17 protein-coding genes are annotated in these 18512 nt (G+C 62.9%); 13 read left to right on the forward strand and 4 right to left on the reverse strand.

Translation table 11 applies throughout. The features are described 5' to 3' along the window. The first annotated feature begins 54 nt into the window (after positions 1–54). Complete coding sequence (locus LB541_RS19685; protein ID WP_140656079.1) at positions 55–3444, forward strand: DUF3971 domain-containing protein; 3390 nt, start codon at positions 55–57, stop codon at positions 3442–3444. A 7-nt stretch (positions 3445–3451) separates the two neighbouring features. Here the strand turns inward: LB541_RS19685 and tyrS are convergent, their stop codons facing one another. Then, entirely contained in the window at positions 3452–4705 is a 1254-nt protein-coding gene (gene tyrS / locus LB541_RS19690) for a tyrosine--tRNA ligase (protein WP_224619377.1), read from the reverse strand. A gap of 300 nt (positions 4706–5005) precedes the next feature. Here tyrS and LB541_RS19695 point away from each other — a divergent pair, with 300 nt between their 5' ends. From LB541_RS19695 to LB541_RS19710, 4 genes are all read left to right on the forward strand, one after another. After that, entirely contained in the window at positions 5006–5740 is a 735-nt protein-coding gene (locus tag LB541_RS19695; protein WP_224619379.1) for a glycosyltransferase family 2 protein, read from the forward strand. Then, complete coding sequence (locus LB541_RS19700) at positions 5733–6065, forward strand: lipid-A-disaccharide synthase N-terminal domain-containing protein (protein ID WP_140493889.1); 333 nt, start codon at positions 5733–5735, stop codon at positions 6063–6065. Before LB541_RS19695 ends, LB541_RS19700 begins: the two co-directional genes overlap by 8 nt. Positions 6066–6108: 43 nt before the next feature. Then, on the forward strand, positions 6109–7758 hold the full coding sequence (locus LB541_RS19705) for an ArnT family glycosyltransferase (protein ID WP_224619382.1): 1650 nt from the start codon (positions 6109–6111) through the stop codon (positions 7756–7758). A 190-nt stretch (positions 7759–7948) separates the two neighbouring features. Then, entirely contained in the window at positions 7949–8617 is a 669-nt protein-coding gene (locus LB541_RS19710; RefSeq protein ID WP_224619385.1) for a phosphatase PAP2 family protein, read from the forward strand. A 17-nt stretch (positions 8618–8634) separates the two neighbouring features. Here LB541_RS19710 and LB541_RS19715 read toward each other — a convergent pair whose 3' ends face one another. Together LB541_RS19715 and LB541_RS19720 are read right to left on the reverse strand one after the other, a co-directional pair. Further along, the gene (locus tag LB541_RS19715) at positions 8635–9285 is read right to left on the reverse strand and encodes an FMN-binding negative transcriptional regulator (protein ID WP_224619387.1); all 651 of its coding nucleotides are present in this window, start codon (positions 9283–9285) and stop codon (positions 8635–8637) included. Between the two features lie 16 nt (positions 9286–9301). Continuing rightward, entirely contained in the window at positions 9302–9976 is a 675-nt protein-coding gene (locus LB541_RS19720) for an alpha/beta hydrolase (RefSeq protein WP_140493883.1), read from the reverse strand. A gap of 241 nt (positions 9977–10217) precedes the next feature. On the opposite strand from LB541_RS19720, the gene LB541_RS19725 reads away from it, so the two are divergent. The 7 genes from LB541_RS19725 to sufA all read left to right on the forward strand — a co-directional run bounded on the left by LB541_RS19725 (position 10218) and on the right by sufA (position 17460). Further along, on the forward strand, positions 10218–11381 hold the full coding sequence (locus tag LB541_RS19725; RefSeq protein WP_224619402.1) for a cysteine desulfurase family protein: 1164 nt from the start codon (positions 10218–10220) through the stop codon (positions 11379–11381). Positions 11382–11566: 185 nt separating this feature from the next. Next, positions 11567–13084 carry a Fe-S cluster assembly protein SufB gene (gene sufB / locus LB541_RS19730; protein WP_140493879.1) on the forward strand — a complete coding sequence of 506 codons (1518 nt, stop codon included), beginning with the start codon at positions 11567–11569 and terminating at the stop codon, positions 13082–13084. Positions 13085–13111: 27 nt separating this feature from the next. Next, entirely contained in the window at positions 13112–13867 is a 756-nt protein-coding gene (gene sufC, locus LB541_RS19735) for a Fe-S cluster assembly ATPase SufC (RefSeq protein ID WP_140624752.1), read from the forward strand. Between the two features lie 25 nt (positions 13868–13892). Next, positions 13893–15161, forward strand: coding sequence for a Fe-S cluster assembly protein SufD (gene sufD / locus LB541_RS19740; RefSeq protein WP_140515796.1), 1269 nt, complete (start codon positions 13893–13895; stop codon positions 15159–15161). Positions 15162–15344: 183 nt separating this feature from the next. Continuing rightward, positions 15345–16580, forward strand: coding sequence for a cysteine desulfurase (locus LB541_RS19745; protein ID WP_140494998.1), 1236 nt, complete (start codon positions 15345–15347; stop codon positions 16578–16580). 5 nt (positions 16581–16585) lie between these two features. Then, positions 16586–16978 (forward strand): SUF system Fe-S cluster assembly protein, encoded by a 393-nt coding sequence (locus tag LB541_RS19750; protein WP_140493873.1) that lies wholly within the window; start codon positions 16586–16588, stop codon positions 16976–16978. A 101-nt stretch (positions 16979–17079) separates the two neighbouring features. Continuing rightward, the gene (gene sufA / locus LB541_RS19755) at positions 17080–17460 is read left to right on the forward strand and encodes a Fe-S cluster assembly scaffold SufA (RefSeq protein WP_006206001.1); all 381 of its coding nucleotides are present in this window, start codon (positions 17080–17082) and stop codon (positions 17458–17460) included. A 161-nt stretch (positions 17461–17621) separates the two neighbouring features. On the opposite strand, the gene LB541_RS19760 is transcribed toward sufA, so the two are convergent. Beyond that, positions 17622–18119, reverse strand: coding sequence for a GFA family protein (locus LB541_RS19760; RefSeq protein ID WP_140493869.1), 498 nt, complete (start codon positions 18117–18119; stop codon positions 17622–17624). Between the two features lie 91 nt (positions 18120–18210). Here LB541_RS19760 and LB541_RS19765 point away from each other — a divergent pair. After that, positions 18211–18512 (forward strand): TfoX/Sxy family protein (locus LB541_RS19765; protein WP_224619389.1); only part of this gene is annotated, 302 nt, incomplete at its 3' end.

An 18512-nucleotide genomic window follows, 5' to 3' on the forward strand; every position in this document is an offset into this window, starting at 1 on the left:
TATAGTGTCGAGCGGGGATTCGTCCACGAGCGAGTTCGTAGAACGGAAAATTGCGTGGATCAGGAGCAACCGCAGCACGAGAAGATCAGGTTCAGGCGGGATGAAATCACCGACCTGGGCGCCTTGCCATCGGCTTGCCGCGTTCCGCCGCTCGGCCAGGCGGCGATCGGCCGCGGCTTTCGTATCCTATCGCGGCTGTTTGCCGGCGCCGTTGCGCTGGTGCTGCTGGCGGGGGTGGCTGTCTATCTCATCGGTGTCTCCGGAATAGGGGCCGACCGGCTGCGCGTCGAGGCGGAGGCCGCCATCGAGAAGCTAGCGGGTGTCGATGTCGATGTTGCGGTCGGGCCGGCCCGCATCACCCTCGACAGTTCGAGCTTCGTCGCGCTCCAGGTGAGCGACGTCAGCCTGAAGGCCAGCGACGGTAAACCCATGGCCGATGCGGGCAGGGTGCGTTTCGGCATCCGCCTGCTGCCGCTGCTTCGAGGCGAGGTGCGGCTGACCAGCGCCAGGATTTCCGATGCGCGCATCGTTACCGCGGCGATGCCGTCGGGCGGCGACTGGACGGCCGAGCTGCGCAATCGGGACGGGCTGATCGATCCCGAAAAATTGTCCGATGCGCTCTTTGCCAATATCAATCACGCTCTCGATGCGGTGCGCGAGGAATCGCTGCACCGTATCGATCTTCACAATGTGGCATTCGTCTTGCCCGACACCGAGGCGGTCAGGTTGATCACCGTCGCCGACGCGGTCGTCCTGCAGTCGGGGACAGGCGGCATGGAGTTCTCCTCGCAGGCAAATGTCGACGGCAAGGCGGTGACCGTCGCCGCATCCGCCAGCCGCGATGCCGAGACCCGGCGCGTGATGTCGCTGGATGCCACCGTCGGCATCGCCGAAGACGGCGGCGAAAGCGGCGCAATGGCGTCCGGCGGCAAGTTGGGGGCGCTCAGCATGACGCTCAAAGGGTCGCAGGGGGCCGACGACACCGCGTCGCGGCTGACGGCTGCCCTGTCGTCCAGGGGATCGGTGCTTGATCTCGGCACGCGTGGCCTGCTGTCGGCCGATGTCGATCTCGGCGCCACGCTCGTCCGCGGCAGCAACAAGATCCAGGTGGACAGGCTGTTGCTGAAGACCGGCCGCTCGACCTTCGATTTCGCCGGCTCGATCGGGCCCAGGCCCGCGACCGGCGCCGCCGGAGAGGAGCCGGCCTACCGATACGATCTGACCAGTGACGGCTCGACGCTGGCGCCTTCGGAATCGCCGGAGCCAGCGCTCACCTTCCTTGCCCGCATCGCCGGCGTCTACCAGACAAAAAGCCATAAATTGGTAGCCGATCAGATCGCAGTCCGGTCGGCCGCTTCCAGCGAGGTCCTTGGAACCGCGGCCGTGGAGTTCGTTGACGGCAAGGCTCCCGGCATCAATCTGGCGCTCAACGTGCACGACATGCCGGTCTCGCACGTCAAGCAGCTTTGGCCATGGTTTTCGGCGCGCAACGCGCGGCTCTGGGTATTGGACAATCTGTTCGGCGGCCGCGTCGTCGATGCCAATCTTCAATTCCAGGTGGTGCCTGATCGCCTCGGCAATGGCGTGCCGCTTTCCGCCGACGAGGTGTTCGGCCGCTTCCAGATCGAAGGATCGCGTTTCGACACGGCTGGCCGCATCCCGCCGATACGCGATGCCGTCGGCGTCGTCGCCTTCCACGGCAATGACGTCGATATCTCCCTGTCTTCCGGTACTGTCTTCATGCCCAGCGGCCGCACGGTGGCGGCCAGCAACGGCACGCTGACGGTCAAGGCGGCCAACCGCCCGCCGGTCGTCGGCGCGCTCGACATCGACGTTGCCGGCGAAGCGTCCGCGGTCGCTGAACTTGCCTCCTACGAGCCGATCAATGCCATGCGCCATGTCGGCTTCCTGCCCGAAGACCTGTCCGGCAGCGTCACCGGCCATGTCAGGGCCGATATTCCGCTGCAATCCGGCGTCGACAGCTCGAAGCTCGATTGGCTGGTATCGCTCGACTACAGCGGGCTTTCACTGGCCAAGCCGTTCGAAGGCCAGAGCGTCACGGATGCCGACGGTTCCGTCACGGTCGACCCTGAAAAGGCTGTGATTTCCGCCAAGGCATCCCTGAACGGCATTCCGGCCGAACTCGACCTGATCGAGCCGCTGGAGAATGGCGGACCGGCACGCAGCCGCAAGGTGGCCCTGGTGCTCGACGACAAGATCCGCGCCGCCGCCATGCCGGGGCTGGCCCCGTTGCTGGGCGGAACCGTGAAAGTCGCGATCGACAAAAGCGGCGACGGCAACCAGAACGTCTCGGCCGACCTGACCAATGCCAGGCTCGACATCCCCTGGGCCGGATGGAGCAAGGGGGCAGGGATTCCCGCAAGTGCTACATTCGTCATGACCACGTCCGGCGATACCACGACGCTGTCCGACTTCGACCTCGGCGGCAAGACATTTTCCGTCGACGGCAACATCGTGCTGGTCAACGGGGCCCTGTCGTCGGCAAAGTTCAGCAAAGTCGCGCTGAACCGGGGCGACGACGTGGCGGTATCCGTCAAGCGATCGGGCAGGGGCTATGCAGTCAACATCAGCGGCAACGCCCTGGATGCCCGCTCGCTGATCAAGCAGTTCACCTCCGACGTCGACACCGCGACCAAGACGACGGGCGCCGACGCGATTTCCGTCAGCGCCGACGTCGATCGGCTGACCGGTTTCCACGACGAGCAACTGTCCAACCTCAAGCTCGACTACAGCGCGGCCGGTTCGAAGGTGAACGGGCTGAAGGTCAGCGCCACTGCAAGTTCGGGAGCCGCCATAGCCATCAGCAACACGAGCAGCGCCGGCCGACGCTCGCTCAACGTACAGTCGGCGGACGCCGGTGCGATACTGAGATTCCTCAACATCTACGAGCACATGGAAGGTGGGGCGATTGCCCTGGCCTTGTCGGGAGCGGGCGACGGGCCGATGAAGGGCAAGGTGGACACGACGAACTTCTTCGTCGTCAACGAACCGAAGCTCGCGTCCATCGTCTCGACCACCCCGGCAGGCGATAGCCGCAGCCTCAATCAGGCGGTCAAGGGCAAGCTCGATACCTCGCGGGTACAGTTCGAACGCGGCTACGCCGAGATAGAGAAGGGCAGCGGCTATCTCAGGCTGGCCAATGGCGTGCTGCGCGGTCCCCGCATCGGCACGACGTTCCAGGGCACGCTCTATGACCAGAACAACAACATGGACATGACCGGCACCTTCATGCCGGTCTACGGCCTCAACCGCATCTTCGGCGAACTGCCCATCGTCGGCGCGCTTTTGGGCAATGGCCGCGACCGCGGCCTGATCGGCGTGACCTACCGGCTCAAGGGCAACGCCAACAAGCCGCTGCTCGACATCAACCCGCTCTCGGTGATCGCGCCGGGGATATTCAGGTCGATCTTCGAGTACCGGTGAAGGGGCCTCAAACCGGCCGCACCAGAATGTGTTTTTTCCTGCCGAGTGAAAGCTTTACGACGTTTTCCGGACTCAAATCCTGAAGCGTCACCGTGCGGCGGTCATCGCTGACCGGCTGGTCGTTGAGCCGCACCGCACCGCCTTGCACATGCCGCCGCGCTTCGCCGTTGGACGCCGCCAGCCCGGCGGTCACCAGCAGCGCCAGGATGCCGACGCCGGCTTCGAGCTTGGCGTTTTCAACCTCGACGCTCGGCAGCGTCTCGGCGAGGGCACCTTCCTCGAAGGTCTTGCGTGCGGTTTCGCTGGCCTGTTCGGCGGCGCCGCGACCATGGAGCAACGCGGTGATCTCCGTGGCGAGGATCTTTTTCGCCTCGTTGATCTCGGACCCACCGAGCTTCTCCAGGCGCGCCACCTCGTCCAACGGCAGCGTCGTGTAGAGCTTCAGGAAACGGCCGACATCGGCGTCCTCGGTGTTGCGCCAATACTGCCAGAATTCGTAAGGCGAGAGCATCTCGGCATCGAGCCAGACCGCGCCCGTGGCGGACTTGCCCATCTTGGCGCCCGACGAGGTGGTGAGCAGCGGCGTCGTCAGCGCATAAAGCTGCGCGTCCTCCATGCGGCGACCGAGATCGATGCCGTTGATGATGTTGCCCCACTGGTCGGAGCCGCCCATCTGCAGACGGCAGCCGAGGCGCTTGTAGAGCTCGACGAAGTCGTAGGCCTGCAGGAGCATGTAGTTGAATTCGAGGAAGGACAACGACTGCTCGCGGTCGAGCCGCAGCTTGACGGAATCGAACGCCAGCATGCGGTTGACCGAAAAGTGACGGCCGACGTCGCGCAGGAAATTGACGTAGTTGATCTCCATCAGCCAGTCGGCGTTGTTGACCATGATCGCGTCATTCGGGCCGCTGCCGAATTTGAGATACGGCATGAAATTGCGGCGGATGCCGGCGAGATTGTCATCGATGTCGCGCGGTGTCAGAAGCTTGCGCGCCTCGTCCTTGAAGGAAGGGTCGCCGATCATCGAGGTGCCGCCGCCCATCAGGGCGATCGGCCGATGGCCGGTCTGCTGCAGCCAGTGCAACATCATGATCTGGATCAGCGAGCCGGCGTGCAGGCTCTTGGCGGTCGCGTCGAAGCCGATATAGGCCGTCACCGTCTCCTTGGCGAAGAGATCGTCCAGCCCGGCATCATCCGAGGTCTGGTGGATGAAGCCGCGCTCGCTCATCGTGCGCAGGAAATCGGATTTGAAGGCAGGCATCTTTTCTTTCCCGAAAGCGTCCGCCCGTCCGGCGCGGGCGTATGTGAAAGCGCGCGTTTAGCACCCAAGCGCGATCAGCAAAAGTGGATTCCGGTTTTGCGCCCGATCGCGCTTCGACCAGGGGCTTGGCAATCACTTGTTGTTGAAACGCCGCAAGCCGCCTCTCGGCGCGGATGCTTGCTTCATTGTTTGTGCTGGCGTAATGAGGCGCGCGCCAAAAGGTCCTTGCAGCCCACGACCTCAAGCGGCACCGCACGGCATCCACCCAATGCCATATCCGACGACAGAGCCCCACGCGACATGCCGGACGCATTGATATCCATTGTCATTCCTTGCAGGAACGAGGCGGCAAACCTGCCGCTGCTGATCGATGAGATCGAGGCGGCGATGACCGGGCGCGACTTCGAACTGATCATCGTCAACGACGGCTCGACCGACGAAACCACAGCCGTTCTCGCCAGGCAGGCAGCACTTCGCCCGTTTCCAGTCAGGGAATTGCGGCACGAGAAATCCGCCGGCCAGAGCCTCTCGGTACGCTCCGGCGCCTGGGCGGCGCGCGGAAGCATCGTCGCCACGATCGACGGCGATGGCCAGAACGATCCTCAGTACATTCCCATGCTGGTCGACGCCTTGCGGCGGGCCGGGCCCGACTACGGCGCCGCGCAAGGGCAACGCCTGAAGCGCCGCGACAGCAAGGTCAAGCAACTGGCATCGCGGTTCGCCAACTGGCTGAGAAACGCCATCCTGCATGACGAGACGCGCGACACAGGCTGCGGCCTGAAGGCGGTCCACACCGAGATCCTGCGCAAGCTGCCGTTCTTCGACGGCACCCATCGTTTCGTTCCGGCGCTGGTCATCCAGGAAGGATACCATGTCGTGCATTGCGACGTCGTCGACCGCTCCCGCCGCCACGGCAAGTCGAACTACGGAATTTTCGACCGTGGCCTGCAGGGCGTGCTCGATCTCTGCGGCGTCTGGTGGCTGCGCCGCAGGCGTCGCCGGATGCCAAAAGTAGAGGAAATCACGCATGGTTAACGTGCTTCAGGAACTGGTGACCTGGATCCACCGGGTCTTCATCGAACAGTTCAACGCGTGGATCCTGCTCGGCTTCGTCGCCCAGTTCTTTTTCACTATGCGCTTCGTCGTGCAGTGGCTCGCATCGGAAAAGGCCAAGCGAAGCGTCGTGCCGATCGCCTTCTGGTTCTTCTCGCTGTTCGGCGGAGGTCTGTTGCTGATTTATGCGATCAAGCGGCAGGACCCGGTGTTCATCGCCGGCCAGGGCATGGGCTTGTTCATCTACATCAGAAATCTCTGGCTGATCGCCAATGAACGCAAGGCGGCGATGACGAAGGTCGATTGAGCGGCTTTGCGCATCAGGGAAGAATGGTCGGAGAGGCTGGAATATGGCGCTGAACAGGAACTACATCCTTCTTTTCCTGTTCAGCCTGGTGATGACGGTGTCGGGACTTGCGTCCATGCCGCCGCTGGACCGTGACGAGCCGCGCTTCGTCCAGGCCACCAAGCAGATGGTCGAGAGCGGCGATTATGTCGACATCCGCTTTCAGGACGCTTCGCGCTACCAGAAGCCGATCGGCATCTATTGGCTGCAATCCGCGGCCGTGGCTCTGAGCGGCAAGGGCGCCGCCGCACCAATATGGGTCTACCGCCTGGTGTCGATGCTGGGCATCGCCCTGGCCGTTCTCGGCATCGCCTGGACTGGCACCCGGCTTTTCGGAGCGAGCGCCGGCATCGCCGCCGGCCTGGTGATGGCGGCGATCTTCGCCACCGCCTTCGAGGGCCGCGACGCCAAGACCGATGCGATGCTGCTGGCCTGCTGCGTGGCGGCGCAGGGCGCACTGGCGCAGATTTACCTGGCATCGCGCCGTAACGAGCCCGTCGCCGGCCATCTGTGGTGGATATTCTGGCTGGCGCAAGGGGCAGCCATCCTCATCAAGGGGCCGATCGCCCCACTGCTGTCGGCGCTCACCATCGCTGTCTTGTTTGCATTCGAACGCGACGGGCGCTGGCTGTCGAAGCTCAAGGCGGGACGCGGCTTGCTGCTCGTCGTGCTGATCGTGTTGCCCTGGCTCGCCCTGATCACCTGGAAAAGCCACGGCGCCTTCCTCCAGCAAGCCGTCGGCAAGGACATGCTCGGCAAGGTCGCCCAGGGCGAGGAATCGCACGGCCTGCCGCCCGGCTTCTACATGTTGACCTATTCGCTGTTCATGTGGCCGTTCGGCCTGATCGCCGTCGGCGCCGGCCTGCAAGCCCTCAACCGGCTGCGCGACGATGTCAGGCTGCGCTTCTGCCTCGCCTGGTACATCCCCTTCTGGCTGGTATTCGAACTGATTCCGACCAAGCTGCCGCACTACGTGCTGCCGGCCTATCCCGGCATGGCGCTGCTGATCGGGTGGCTTTTGACATTGCAGCCGCAGGAAGCCAATGCGCCGCTCCGGCGTTGGCAGCAATGGTTGTGGTGGTCGACGGCCTTCGGCCTGGTCGTGGTCAGCTTTGGCCTGGCCGCGGTCTGCGTGGGCGCCCCGATCTATCTCACCCATACTTTCTCCTGGTGGAGCATTCCGGCGGCCGCATCAGCGCTCGGCGCCGGCTACCTGGCCTTCTCGCGACAGCTGCAAGTGCCGCTTGCCCGTATCGGCGCCGTCGCGGCCTGCGCGGGCATCGCCTATGGGTTGCTGTTTGGTGTCATCGCCCCGTCCTTGAAGCCGATATGGCTGAGCCCGGCGATCAACGAGGCTGTGCGCGCCAACAAGCCTTGCGACACCTCGGTGCTGGCATCGGCGCGGTATCACGAGCCGAGCCTTGTGTTCCTGGTGGGTACGAAAACGGTGCTGACCGACATCGATGGCGTGGCAAAGCATCTGCTTGCCGACCCCGCCTGCGCGCTGGGACTGGCGCCGGTCCAGGATGAGCAGAAACTCAATGGATTGCTGGCCGGGCAAGGCATGGTGGCGAGCCGTCTTACGACGATCGACGGGCTCAACTTTTCATCGGGAGACAAAATGTCGCTCGGCCTCTACCGTATCGCCCAATGAGTTCGACAACGGGGTCGAGTTTTCAATGCTGGTGAAACCGCGCCCTTCCGTTTCCATTGCGCCCGCTGCGGTGGTGCGTCGGTCCGTTGGAAATTTCCGCGACACGCTGCGGATCGTCAGAGGGCGCTTCGCCGCTCGTTCCGCTTCGTATCCCAGAATCCTATGGCCGCTCTGGATCTCAACCTGGATTTTGCTGACGGCAGCGGCATTCGTCGGCCTCGACACCCCGGCGGGACTGCTGCACGGCCGGTGGTCGGCGGGCTTCGGCCGGCTTGCCGAGTTCCTGACGCAGTTCGGCCTGGGCGGCTGGTATCTCATCCCTCCGGCACTCTTGCTCATAGGGGCCAATCTGACGGACTGGCGAAGCCTGTCGCGGCGGTCATTGATGCTCGTCTACAACTGGACCTGCCTGGCGTTCCTTACGCTGAGCGCCGTCGGTCTGTCCGGCCTGCTGGTCAATGTCCTGAAATATGCGGTCGGCCGGGCGCGTCCGCTCTATTTTCAGGATCTCGGCGTGCTCTCGCTGCGTCCCTTCGCCTTCGATGCGCGCTTTGCCGGTTTCCCGTCCGGTCACGCCACGACCATGGGGGCCGTGTTCGGCATCCTGCTGCTTTTGTTCCCGCGGCGCTGGTACATCGCCTTGCCGATCACGGCCTGCATCGCCTCGACGCGGGTCTTCGTCGGCGCGCATTATCCGAGTGATACCGTCGCCGGCTTTGGTCTTGGCTTTGCCTTCGCGCTGGTTTGCGGACTGGCCTTTGCCCGGCTCGGCTTCATCTTCAGCCCGACACGATCGGGATTGCCGGTGCGCAAGCAGACGTTTCGGCTGATCGGTCGAACAAGCCGAACGGCCGTCTGATCCATCGAGCCTGGGATTTAGTCGCCGTTCAGTCCGCCATAGGACCTTACCAGGTTCACCATGTCGGACGAATTGGCCGTCTCGCTTTCAAGCCCGTGCGCAACGCCTGCGCGGTCCGCGACGGGACGGTTCTGGCTGACCTTCCATTTGCCATGGATTTCGCCGATCTCGATCTCCAGCCCGATGATGCCCTTGATCTGCGACTGGATGAACGGGGCAGGTGCATCCGTTACCGCCCATGGCGCCTCACGCGTGCCTTCCTGCGAAGCCGTCAGGTCGGCGATCTGCCGCGCCAGCCAGTCCTGATCGTCGATCACCTTCGCGATGCCGCGCACCTGCACGATGGCATAGTTCCAGGTCGGCACCACCTTGCCGGTCTCGCGCTTGGTCTCGTACCAGGACGGCGTCACATAGGCGTCGGTGCCCTGGAAGACGATCAGCACCGTCGAGGCCGGATTGTCGGCGATAAGCCGCCATTGCGGATTGGCTTTGGCCAGATGTGCGCGCAGCCTGCCGTTTGGCCCGACATCGGCGTCGATCAGGAACGGAATGGCGTCGGCGATCGGCCCTTCGGGTCCGCTGGAAACCAAGAGGCCGAGCGGATGTGCCCGGATCAGCCCGTGCAGCACCTCCGGCCGTGTTTCCTGGAAATGAGGAGGCTGGTACATCGCGATCATCCGTCCTTTAGCGCAGCCGCTTCGGGCGCGGATCCGACAATTCGCCGGCCAGCCGGCGATCGAGATAATCCGCGCATTCCTCGATCAGCAGTTCGGCATCGTTGGCGAAGAAATGATTGGCGCCGGGCAATGTCTTCTGCGTGATGGTGATGCCCTTTTGCGTGTGCAGTTTGTCGACCAGGCCTTGCACGTCCTTCGGCGGCGCCACCTTGTCGGCGTCGCCATGGATGATCAGGCCCGAGGAGGGGCAGGGAGCCAGGAAGGAAAAGTCGTAGGTGTTGGGTTGCGGCGCGACCGAGATGAAGCCTTCGATCTCGGGCCGGCGCATCAAAAGCTGCATGCCGATCCACGAGCCGAACGAATAGCCGGCAACCCAGCAACTCTTGGAATCCGGATGCAGCGACTGCACCCAGTCGAGTGCGGCGGCCGCATCCGACAATTCGCCGGTACCGTGATCGAATTCGCCCTGGCTGCGCCCGATGCCGCGGAAATTGAAGCGCAGCGTGGTGAAGTCGCGCTTCTGGAACATGTAGAAGAGGTCGTAGACGATTTTGTTGTTCATCGTCCCGCCGAATTGCGGGTGCGGATGCAAGACAATGGCAATCGGCGCGCTCTTTTCCTTCGAGGGCTGGTATCGACCCTCCAGACGGCCGGCCGGACCGGTGAAAATGACCTCAGGCATGAAATACTCCAACTTGGGTAATAAGAATGCGCGGCGCCCGGAGAACCTTCCTCTGGCCTTGACGCAGGGCGAGCGTCTTCATAGAAGCTAGTTTAGAATTGTTCAAAACTGGGTGGCCGGAACGCAATCGTCCGGCTGCCCGCGCCGCAAGCCGCGTAAATAGGACGGCTTGCCTTGGAATTTCAAGGAAATAACGCGATATCTCGGTGGAATGGCTTCTGACGGGACCAACTGGAAGAAAATGGCCGGAATGCGCGCCTATCTCGACTACAATGCCAGTGCGCCCCTGCTTGCAGCGGCACGCGAGGCTATGGTCGCGGCGCTCGATGTGGCCGCCAACCCATCATCGGTCCATGCCGAAGGGCGTGCGGCGCGTCGCCTGATCGAAACTGCAAGGCGTGATGTGGCGGAATTGGTGAAGGCCAAGGCTGGGCATGTCGTGTTCACGTCAGGCGCCACGGAAGCCGCCTCGACGCTGCTGACGCCCGATTGGCGGATGGGGCGCGGGACCATCCGCATGAGCCATCTCTATGTCTGCGAAGCCGACCACCCCTGCCTGTTGAACGGCGGGTCCTTCCCGGCCTCGCAGGTGACGCGGATCGGCGTCGACGCCAATGGAATTGTCGACCTCGAAGCAATGGCAAACGCGCTTGCCGCGCACGATAAGGCCGCCGGCCTGCCGCTGGTGGCAATCCACGCCGCCAATAATGAGACTGGCGTCATCCAGCCGGTCGATCGTATCGCCGAAATCGTAAAGTCGGTCGGCGGTGTCCTCGTCGTAGACGCGGTTCAGGCGGCAGGGCGCATTTCGATCGACATTTCGGCGGGTTACGCCGACTATCTGATACTGTCGTCGCACAAGATCGGCGGCCCCAAGGGCGTCGGCGCCATCGTCGCCGCTGCCGATCTGATGATGCCGAAGCCGCTCATCAACGGCGGTGGCCAGGAAAAGGGCCATCGCGGCGGTACCGAGAACCTGCCCGGCATTGCGGGATTTGGCGCGGCGGCGCGGGAGGCTCTCATCGGATTGGAGGCCATCGACGCCCTGCGTCGGCGCCGCGACGAGATCGAGGCCATCGTTAAAATGTTGATACCGGACGTGGAAATCTTCGGAACCGGCGCACCGAGGCTTGCCAACACGACATTCTTCGCTATTCCCGGCGCCAAGGCCGAAACGGTACAGATCGCCTTCGACCTGGCCGGTGTGGCGCTGTCGGCGGGTTCCGCCTGCTCGTCGGGTAAAGTCGGTCCGAGCCATGTGCTGAAGGCCATGGGTCAAGGTGACAGTCCGGGTGCGTTGCGCTTGTCGATCGGCGCGGCGACCGGCGCGCAGGACATCGAGGCGTTCCGCCTGGCGTTGGCAGAAATCGCCGCACGTCGGGTGGGCAAGGAGAAGGCCGCGTAGCGGTTGGACGAATTTGGGCCTTTCGGCCTGGTAGAGCCGTGCGTTTGATGCTGGCCGGGTGAATTTCCGGCCGAGGCGCACTATATGAAACTTACGCCGCCGCGGGTGCTCCTTGGGTGCTCATCCGGCGGTGCCATAGTTTGAAAACTGTCGGGCCTTGACCCCGGCGTGGATGGAGAACGCATATGCCTGCTGTGCAGGACACGATCGATCGGGTCCGAAAGATCGACGTCGACCAATACAAATACGGGTTCCAGACCGAAATCGCTGTCGACAAGGCCCCCAAGGGCCTGAGCGAAGACATCATCCGTTTCATTTCGGCGAAGAAGGACGAACCGTCCTGGATGCTGGAATGGCGTCTGGAAGCCTATCGGCGCTGGCTGACGCTGGAAGAGCCGACCTGGGCGCGCGTCAACTATCCCAAGATCGATTTCCAGGACATCTATTACTACGCGGCGCCGAAGAGCACGCCCGGACCGAGCTCGCTCAGCGACGTCGATCCGGAGATCTTGAAGGTCTACGAGAAACTCGGCATTCCGCTGAAGGAGCAGGAGATCCTGGCCGGCGTGCAGAAGACCGATGCGTCCGAGCTCGAGGAAGCCAGCGACAATGTCTACAAGTCCGGCCGCGTCGCCGTCGACGCCGTGTTCGATTCGGTATCCGTCGTCACCACGTTCAAGAAGGAACTGGCGCAGGCGGGCGTCATCTTCTGCTCGATCTCGGAAGCCATCCGCGAGCATCCGGAACTGGTGAAGAAATATCTCGGCTCGGTCGTGCCGACGTCGGATAATTTTTATGCGACGCTGAATTCGGCCGTCTTCACCGACGGCTCGTTTGTCTTCGTGCCCAAGGGCGTTCGCTGCCCGATGGAATTGTCGACCTATTTCCGCATGAACGAGAAGAACACCGGCCAGTTCGAGCGCACGCTGATCATCGCCGAGGAGGGGGCCTACGTCTCCTATCTCGAAGGCTGCACGGCGCCGCAGCGCGACGAGAACCAGCTCCATGCGGCGGTCGTCGAACTGGTGGCGCTAGACGATGCCGAGATCAAATATTCGACGGTGCAGAACTGGTACCCCGGCGACGCCGAGGGCAAGGGCGGCATCTATAACTTCGTTACCAAACGCGGCGATTGCCGTGGCCACCGCTCGAAGATCTCGTGGACGCAGGTCGAGACCGGCTCGGCGATCACGTGGAAATACCCGAGCTGCATCCTGCGCGGCGACGATTCCAGCGGCGAGTTCTATTCGATCGCCGTGTCGAACGGCTACCAACAGGTCGACAGCGGCACCAAGATGATCCATCTCGGCAAGAACACGTCGAGCCGCATCATCTCCAAGGGCATCGCCGCCGGTTTTTCGCAGAACACTTATCGCGGCCAGGTTTCGGCGCATCGCAAGGCGACCAATGCGCGCAACTTCACCAATTGCGACTCGCTGCTGATAGGCGACCAGTGCGGCGCCCACACGGTGCCTTACATGGAAGCCAAGAACGCGACCGCGCAGTTCGAGCACGAAGCGACGACATCGAAGATTTCCGAGGACCAGAAATTCTATGTCATGCAGCGCGGCATTCCGGAGGAGGAAGCGATCGCGCTGATCGTCAACGGCTTTGTCAAGGACGTCATCCAGCAGCTGCCGATGGAATTTGCCGTCGAGGCACAGAAGCTGATCGGGATCTCGCTCGAGGGCTCGGTCGGCTGACCGGACAGATATTCAGGAAACAAAAGAATGCTTGAGATCAAGAACCTGCATGCCCGCATCGTCGATGACGGCACCGAAATCATCCGCGGCCTGAATCTTTCGGTAAAAGCCGGCGAGGTCGCCGCGATCATGGGGCCGAATGGCTCGGGCAAGTCGACGCTGTCCTACATCCTCGCCGGCCGCGAGGATTACGAGGTCACCGAGGGCGATATCCTCTACAACGGCCAATCGATCCTCGAAATGGATCCGGCCGAGCGCGCGACGTCGGGGATTTTCCTGGCCTTCCAGTATCCGATGGAGATACCGGGCGTGGCGACTATGGAGTTCCTGAAGGTTGCCATGAACGAGCAGCGCAAGGCGCGCGGCGAGGAGCCGCTGAAGATCCCCGAATTCCTGAAGCGGGTGAAGGAAGCCGCCGGCTCGCTCAACATGGACATGAACATGCTGAAGCGGCCGCTCAATGTCGGCTTCTCCGGCGGTGAGAAGAAGCGCGCCGAGATCCTGCAGATGAAGCTTTTGGAGCCAAAGCTCTGCGTGCTTGACGAGACCGATTCCGGGCTCGACATCGATGCGCTCAAGATCGTTTCCGATGGCGTCAACGCGTTGCGCTCGCCCGAGCGCGCCATTGTCGTCATCACGCACTATCAGCGGCTGCTCGAACACATCGTGCCCGACACCGTGCACGTGCTCTACAAGGGCCAGGTCATCAAGTCCGGCGACAAGTCGCTGGCGCTCGACCTCGAGGCCAATGGCTATGCCGGCGTGATCGGTGAAGCCGCGTGAGATGCCAGAAGGCAAGGCAAGACTGATGAACATGCACACACAACCCCAGCGGACACCGGCCGAAACAGCGTTGATCGACGCTTTCGGCGAACGGTTGTCGCTGCTGCCAGGCGACGGCGCGGTGATGTTGAAGCGCGACGACGCCATCGAGGCGGTAAAGCACGGACTGCCGACACGGCGCATCGAATCCTGGCACTACACCGACCTGCGGCGGCTGCTGAATGCGGTGCCGGACTTCGACCCGACGGCCGTGGCCAAAGCCATCGCGCCAGTTGTTGAAGGTTCCACCGTGTTGCCGCTTCTCAACGGCGTGTCGAGCGCCAAAACGCCCGCAATCGAAGGCGTCAGCGTCCAGTGCCTGTCGGAGAAACTGACCGACGGCAGCATCGCGCCTGGGCTCGATCCCTACGGCAGCGACGATGCCATCGGGGCGTTGAACACGGCTTTCGTCGCCGACGGTTATTTCGTCGACATCGCCGATGGCACCCAAGTGGAAAAGCCGATCGAATTGCAAAACCTGCAGGCCGGCGGCCAGACGCATGTACGCCTGGCCGTGCGCGCCGGCGCCGACGCCAAGGCTGTGATCGTCGAACGCCAGGCCGGCGAGGGCGCGGCCCTTGTCAGCTCGGTCAGCCAGCTCGTGCTCGGCGAAGGCGCCGAGGTGACGTGGCTGATCATCCAGGAGCAGCCGGACACGGCAACGCATCTGGCGCAGTTCAAGGCTCATATCGGCAAGAATGCGAAGCTGACGCTGTTCGTGATGAACGCCGGCGGCAAGCTCGTGCGCCAGGAGGTCGTGGTGAAGACGACGGGCGAGGGCGCTGACTTCCAATTGCGCGGCATCAACCTGCTGGCCGGCGACGCCCACACGGACACCACCATGGTGCTCGATCATGCGGTGCCGCACACCACGTCGACGGAAGTGATCCGCAATGTCGTGACCGGCAAGGCCCGTGGCGTCTTCCAGGGCCGCATCAACGTCCATCAATACGCGCAGAAGACCAACGCCAAAATGGCTTGCAACACGCTGCTTCTGTCGGACGACGGCGAGTTCTCGACCAAGCCGGAACTCGAAATCTTCGCCGACGACGTGGTCTGCGGTCATGGCGCCACCGTCACCGAGATCGACCACAACCATCTGTTTTACCTGATGGCGCGCGGCATCGACGAGAAGAGCGCCCGTGGTCTGCTGGTGAAGGCCTTCATCGCCGAGGTGATCGAGGAACTGGACGACGAGGTGATCGTCGAGGCCCTGGAGACCAGGCTCGACGGCTGGTTTGCGGCGCATGGATGAGTGGATAGGGCTCGCTCCGGCGAACACCCCTGATCCGGCCGCTTCGCGGCCACCTTCTCCCACAAGGGGAGAAGGAAGAGCGCCTGACCTTCTCCCCTTGTGGGAGAAGGTGGATCGGCGCGAAGCGCCGAGACGGATGAGAGGCGTTGCACGGAATGAGGCGGTGCCTCAAGAGAGCTTATGATGGACCAGAAAGTCGAAACCTACGACGTCGAGGCGATCCGCCGCGATTTCCCGATTCTGTCACGCGAAGTCTACGGCAAACCTCTCGTCTATCTCGACAATGGCGCCTCGGCGCAGAAGCCGCAGGCGGTGCTCGACGCGGTCCAGCACGCCTATGCCCAGGAATACGCCAACGTCCATCGCGGCCTGCACTTCCTGTCCAATGCAGCGACCGACGCCTATGAGAAGGCGCGGGAGACGGTTCGCCGCTTCCTCAATGCGCCGAGCACCGACAATATCGTCTTCACCTCGAACACGACATCGGCGATCAACACGGTCGCCTATGGCTATGGCATGCCCAATATCGGCGAGGGCGACGAGATCGTGCTGTCGATCATGGAGCACCACTCCAACATCGTGCCATGGCATTTCATCCGCGAGCGGCAGGGCGCCAAACTGGTCTGGGTGCCGGTCGACGATCTCGGCGTCTTCCACATCGAGGAATTCGAGAAGCGACTGACCGACCGCACAAAGCTGGTCGCTATCACGCAGATGTCGAACGCGCTGGGCACGGTGACGCCGATCAAGGAGATCGTGCGCATCGCGCATTCGCGCGGCATTCCCGTGCTCGTCGACGGCAGCCAGAGCGCTGTCCATATGCCCATCGACGTGCAGGACCTCGACTGCGATTTCTTCGTCTTCACCGGCCACAAGGTCTACGGTCCCTCCGGCATCGGTGTGCTCTATGGCAAGAAGGACATCTTGCAGCGCATGCGTCCGTTCATGGGCGGCGGCGAGATGATCGAGGAGGTGACCGAAGACATCGTCACCTACAACGACCCGCCGCACCGCTTCGAGGCCGGTACGCCGCCGATCGTCCAGGCGATCGGGCTCGGCGCCGCGCTCGATTACATGGAAAAGATCGGCCGCGAGCGCATCGCCGCGCACGAGGCCGATTTGAAGGACTATGCGCACGAGCGGCTGCGCGCCATCAACTCGCTGCGCATCTTCGGCGACGCGCCCGGCAAGGGCGCCATCATCTCGTTCGAGCTGCAAGGCATTCATGCCCATGACGTGTCGATGGTGATCGACCGGCAAGGCGTGGCTGTGCGCGCGGGCACCCATTGCGCCCAGCCCCTGTTGAAACGCTTCGGCGTAACCTCCACATGCAGGGCGTCGTTCGGCATGTATAATACGCGAGCCGAAGTCGATGCTTTGGCTGATGCGTTGGAAAAAGCGCGCAAGTTTTTCGGGTGACGATAATGGAAGATGCCAGCACAGCCACCGATGCTGTTCCCGACGCGGCCGCCAATGCGGTGGTTTCCGCGTCCGCCATTCCCGCCGACGAACTGGCGCGGCTGACCGACGACATCGTTTCGGCGCTGAAGACGGTCTACGACCCGGAAATCCCGGCCGATATTTACGAGCTTGGCCTCGTCTACAAGATCGACATCGAGGACGACCGCTCAGTCAAGATCGACATGACGCTGACCGCGCCCGGCTGCCCGGTGGCCGGCGAGATGCCGGGCTGGGTTGAGAACGCCGTCGGCGCCGTCGAAGGCGTGTCGGGCGTCGAGGTCAACATGACATTCGACCCGCCCTGGTCGCCCGATCGCATGTCGGAAGAGGCGCAGGTGGCGGTGGGCTGGTACTGACGTCGAGTCCGGCACACTTGCGCCAGTGGTAAAACTTCACCATTTTAGGTGAGGAATCATTCGGCAGGCCTTGAACCTGCATGGAATGGAGAAGGAAAAAGATGGGACGCTTTGCCGTCATCACGATGACCGAAAAGGCCGCCGACCGGGTGCGCGAGATCGTTGCCACGCGTGAGAATGCGCATGGCATTCGCCTCGGCATCAAGAAGGGCGGTTGCGCCGGCATGGAATACACGGTTGACCTGGTGACCGAACCCAATACCAAGGACGACCACATCGAGCGCGACGGCGCCCATGTCTATGTCGCGCCGGAAGCAGCACTTTTCCTGTTCGGCACCGAGATGGATTTCGAGCAGACGACGCTGCGCACCGGCTTCACCTTCCGCAACCCGAACCAGAGCTCGGCCTGCGGCTGCGGCGAATCCGTCGAACTGAAGCCGGCCGACCTCAAGGCGCTGGCAGAAGCACGCGCCTCCGCCTGACCTTCCTTCGTCCCGTTTACGGGGAGAAGGTGTCCCCCAGGGCCGGATGAGGGGCAGCGATAGCCCCGCTGCCGGCGTTCGTCATTCGAAAAGCCGCGCAATTGGCTTCCCGCCTGCTGCGCAGACCACTCCTCACCTCCCTTAGAACGCAGCGAAGACACTCACTCCACCCACGTCCCGGTCCGCTTATGCCAGTCGGCGATCGATTCCTCGGGATAGACGTCGAACACCTTGTCGCTCGGCCCGACATCGGGCTCGACCCAGTTGGCCTTGTATTTCAGCATCAGATGCACCTTGCTCGGCGGTTTCGGCAGGTCGCTGTCGATCGCCGAGGCGAAGGGATGGACGAGTTCCGGCCAGGTCGGGTCGTAGAGCCACAGCGCCGATCCGCATTTGCGGCAGAAATTGCGCTCTCCGGTCGAGATCTCGCAATGCGGATGTTCGTCGTCCTCGATCTCGGCCCGATAGACGCCGAGGCTCCTCTTGCCGCGGATGGTCATCGTCTCGTAGTTGGCGCCGAGATTGATGGCAAAACCGCCGCCGCCCTGCTGCTTGCGGCAGATCGAGCAGTAGCACAGCATGAACGGCACGGGCGTGTGGCTTTCCACCTCGAAACGAACGGCATTGCAGCGGCAGGACCCCTTGAGCAGGACAGGCATGGCGGGAACTCCGATCGATCCCCTTTCAATCTGTCAGCATGGTTTTGGTTGCGCCGATGACAAGGCCGAATCGCGGTGACATGATCCGCGCATGGACAATGAACGCATAGAAGAACTCTTCCAGAGCCTGGGCCCGGTCAGCATCCGGAAACTGTTCGGCGGCAAGGGCATCTATGCCGACGGCGTCATCGTCGCCATCGTGCTGCGCGGCGAATTGATGCTGAAAGCGGACGAGCAAAGCGCGCCCGATTTCGAGGCCGCCGGCTGCACGCAGTGGACCTACACCGGGTCCCGGCACGGCAAGCTGGTGGCGATGCCCTATTGGAGCATTCCCGATAGTGCCTTCGACGACCCCGACGAGATAGCGGTCTGGGCGCGGCGGGCCTATGAGGC

It is taken from the genome of Mesorhizobium sp. BR1-1-15 (assembly GCF_020165475.1).
GTDB lineage: Bacteria > Pseudomonadota > Alphaproteobacteria > Rhizobiales > Rhizobiaceae > Mesorhizobium.

Coding starts and splice junctions, on each gene's coding strand:
- LB541_RS19745 (WP_140494998.1), top strand. CDS start 15,345: ATGGACCAGAAAGTCGAAACCTACGACGTCGAGGCGATCCGCCGCGAT.
- LB541_RS19700 (WP_140493889.1), top strand. CDS start 5,733: ATGGTTAACGTGCTTCAGGAACTGGTGACCTGGATCCACCGGGTCTTC.
- sufC (WP_140624752.1), top strand. CDS start 13,112: ATGCTTGAGATCAAGAACCTGCATGCCCGCATCGTCGATGACGGCACC.
- LB541_RS19695 (WP_224619379.1), top strand. CDS start 5,006: ATGCCGGACGCATTGATATCCATTGTCATTCCTTGCAGGAACGAGGCG.
- sufD (WP_140515796.1), top strand. CDS start 13,893: ATGAACATGCACACACAACCCCAGCGGACACCGGCCGAAACAGCGTTG.
- sufA (WP_006206001.1), top strand. CDS start 17,080: ATGGGACGCTTTGCCGTCATCACGATGACCGAAAAGGCCGCCGACCGG.
- LB541_RS19760 (WP_140493869.1), bottom strand. CDS start 18,119: ATGCCTGTCCTGCTCAAGGGGTCCTGCCGCTGCAATGCCGTTCGTTTC.
- LB541_RS19705 (WP_224619382.1), top strand. CDS start 6,109: ATGGCGCTGAACAGGAACTACATCCTTCTTTTCCTGTTCAGCCTGGTG.
- sufB (WP_140493879.1), top strand. CDS start 11,567: ATGCCTGCTGTGCAGGACACGATCGATCGGGTCCGAAAGATCGACGTC.
- LB541_RS19715 (WP_224619387.1), bottom strand. CDS start 9,285: ATGTACCAGCCTCCTCATTTCCAGGAAACACGGCCGGAGGTGCTGCAC.
- tyrS (WP_224619377.1), bottom strand. CDS start 4,705: ATGCCTGCCTTCAAATCCGATTTCCTGCGCACGATGAGCGAGCGCGGC.
- LB541_RS19750 (WP_140493873.1), top strand. CDS start 16,586: ATGGAAGATGCCAGCACAGCCACCGATGCTGTTCCCGACGCGGCCGCC.
- LB541_RS19725 (WP_224619402.1), top strand. CDS start 10,218: ATGGCCGGAATGCGCGCCTATCTCGACTACAATGCCAGTGCGCCCCTG.
- LB541_RS19720 (WP_140493883.1), bottom strand. CDS start 9,976: ATGCCTGAGGTCATTTTCACCGGTCCGGCCGGCCGTCTGGAGGGTCGA.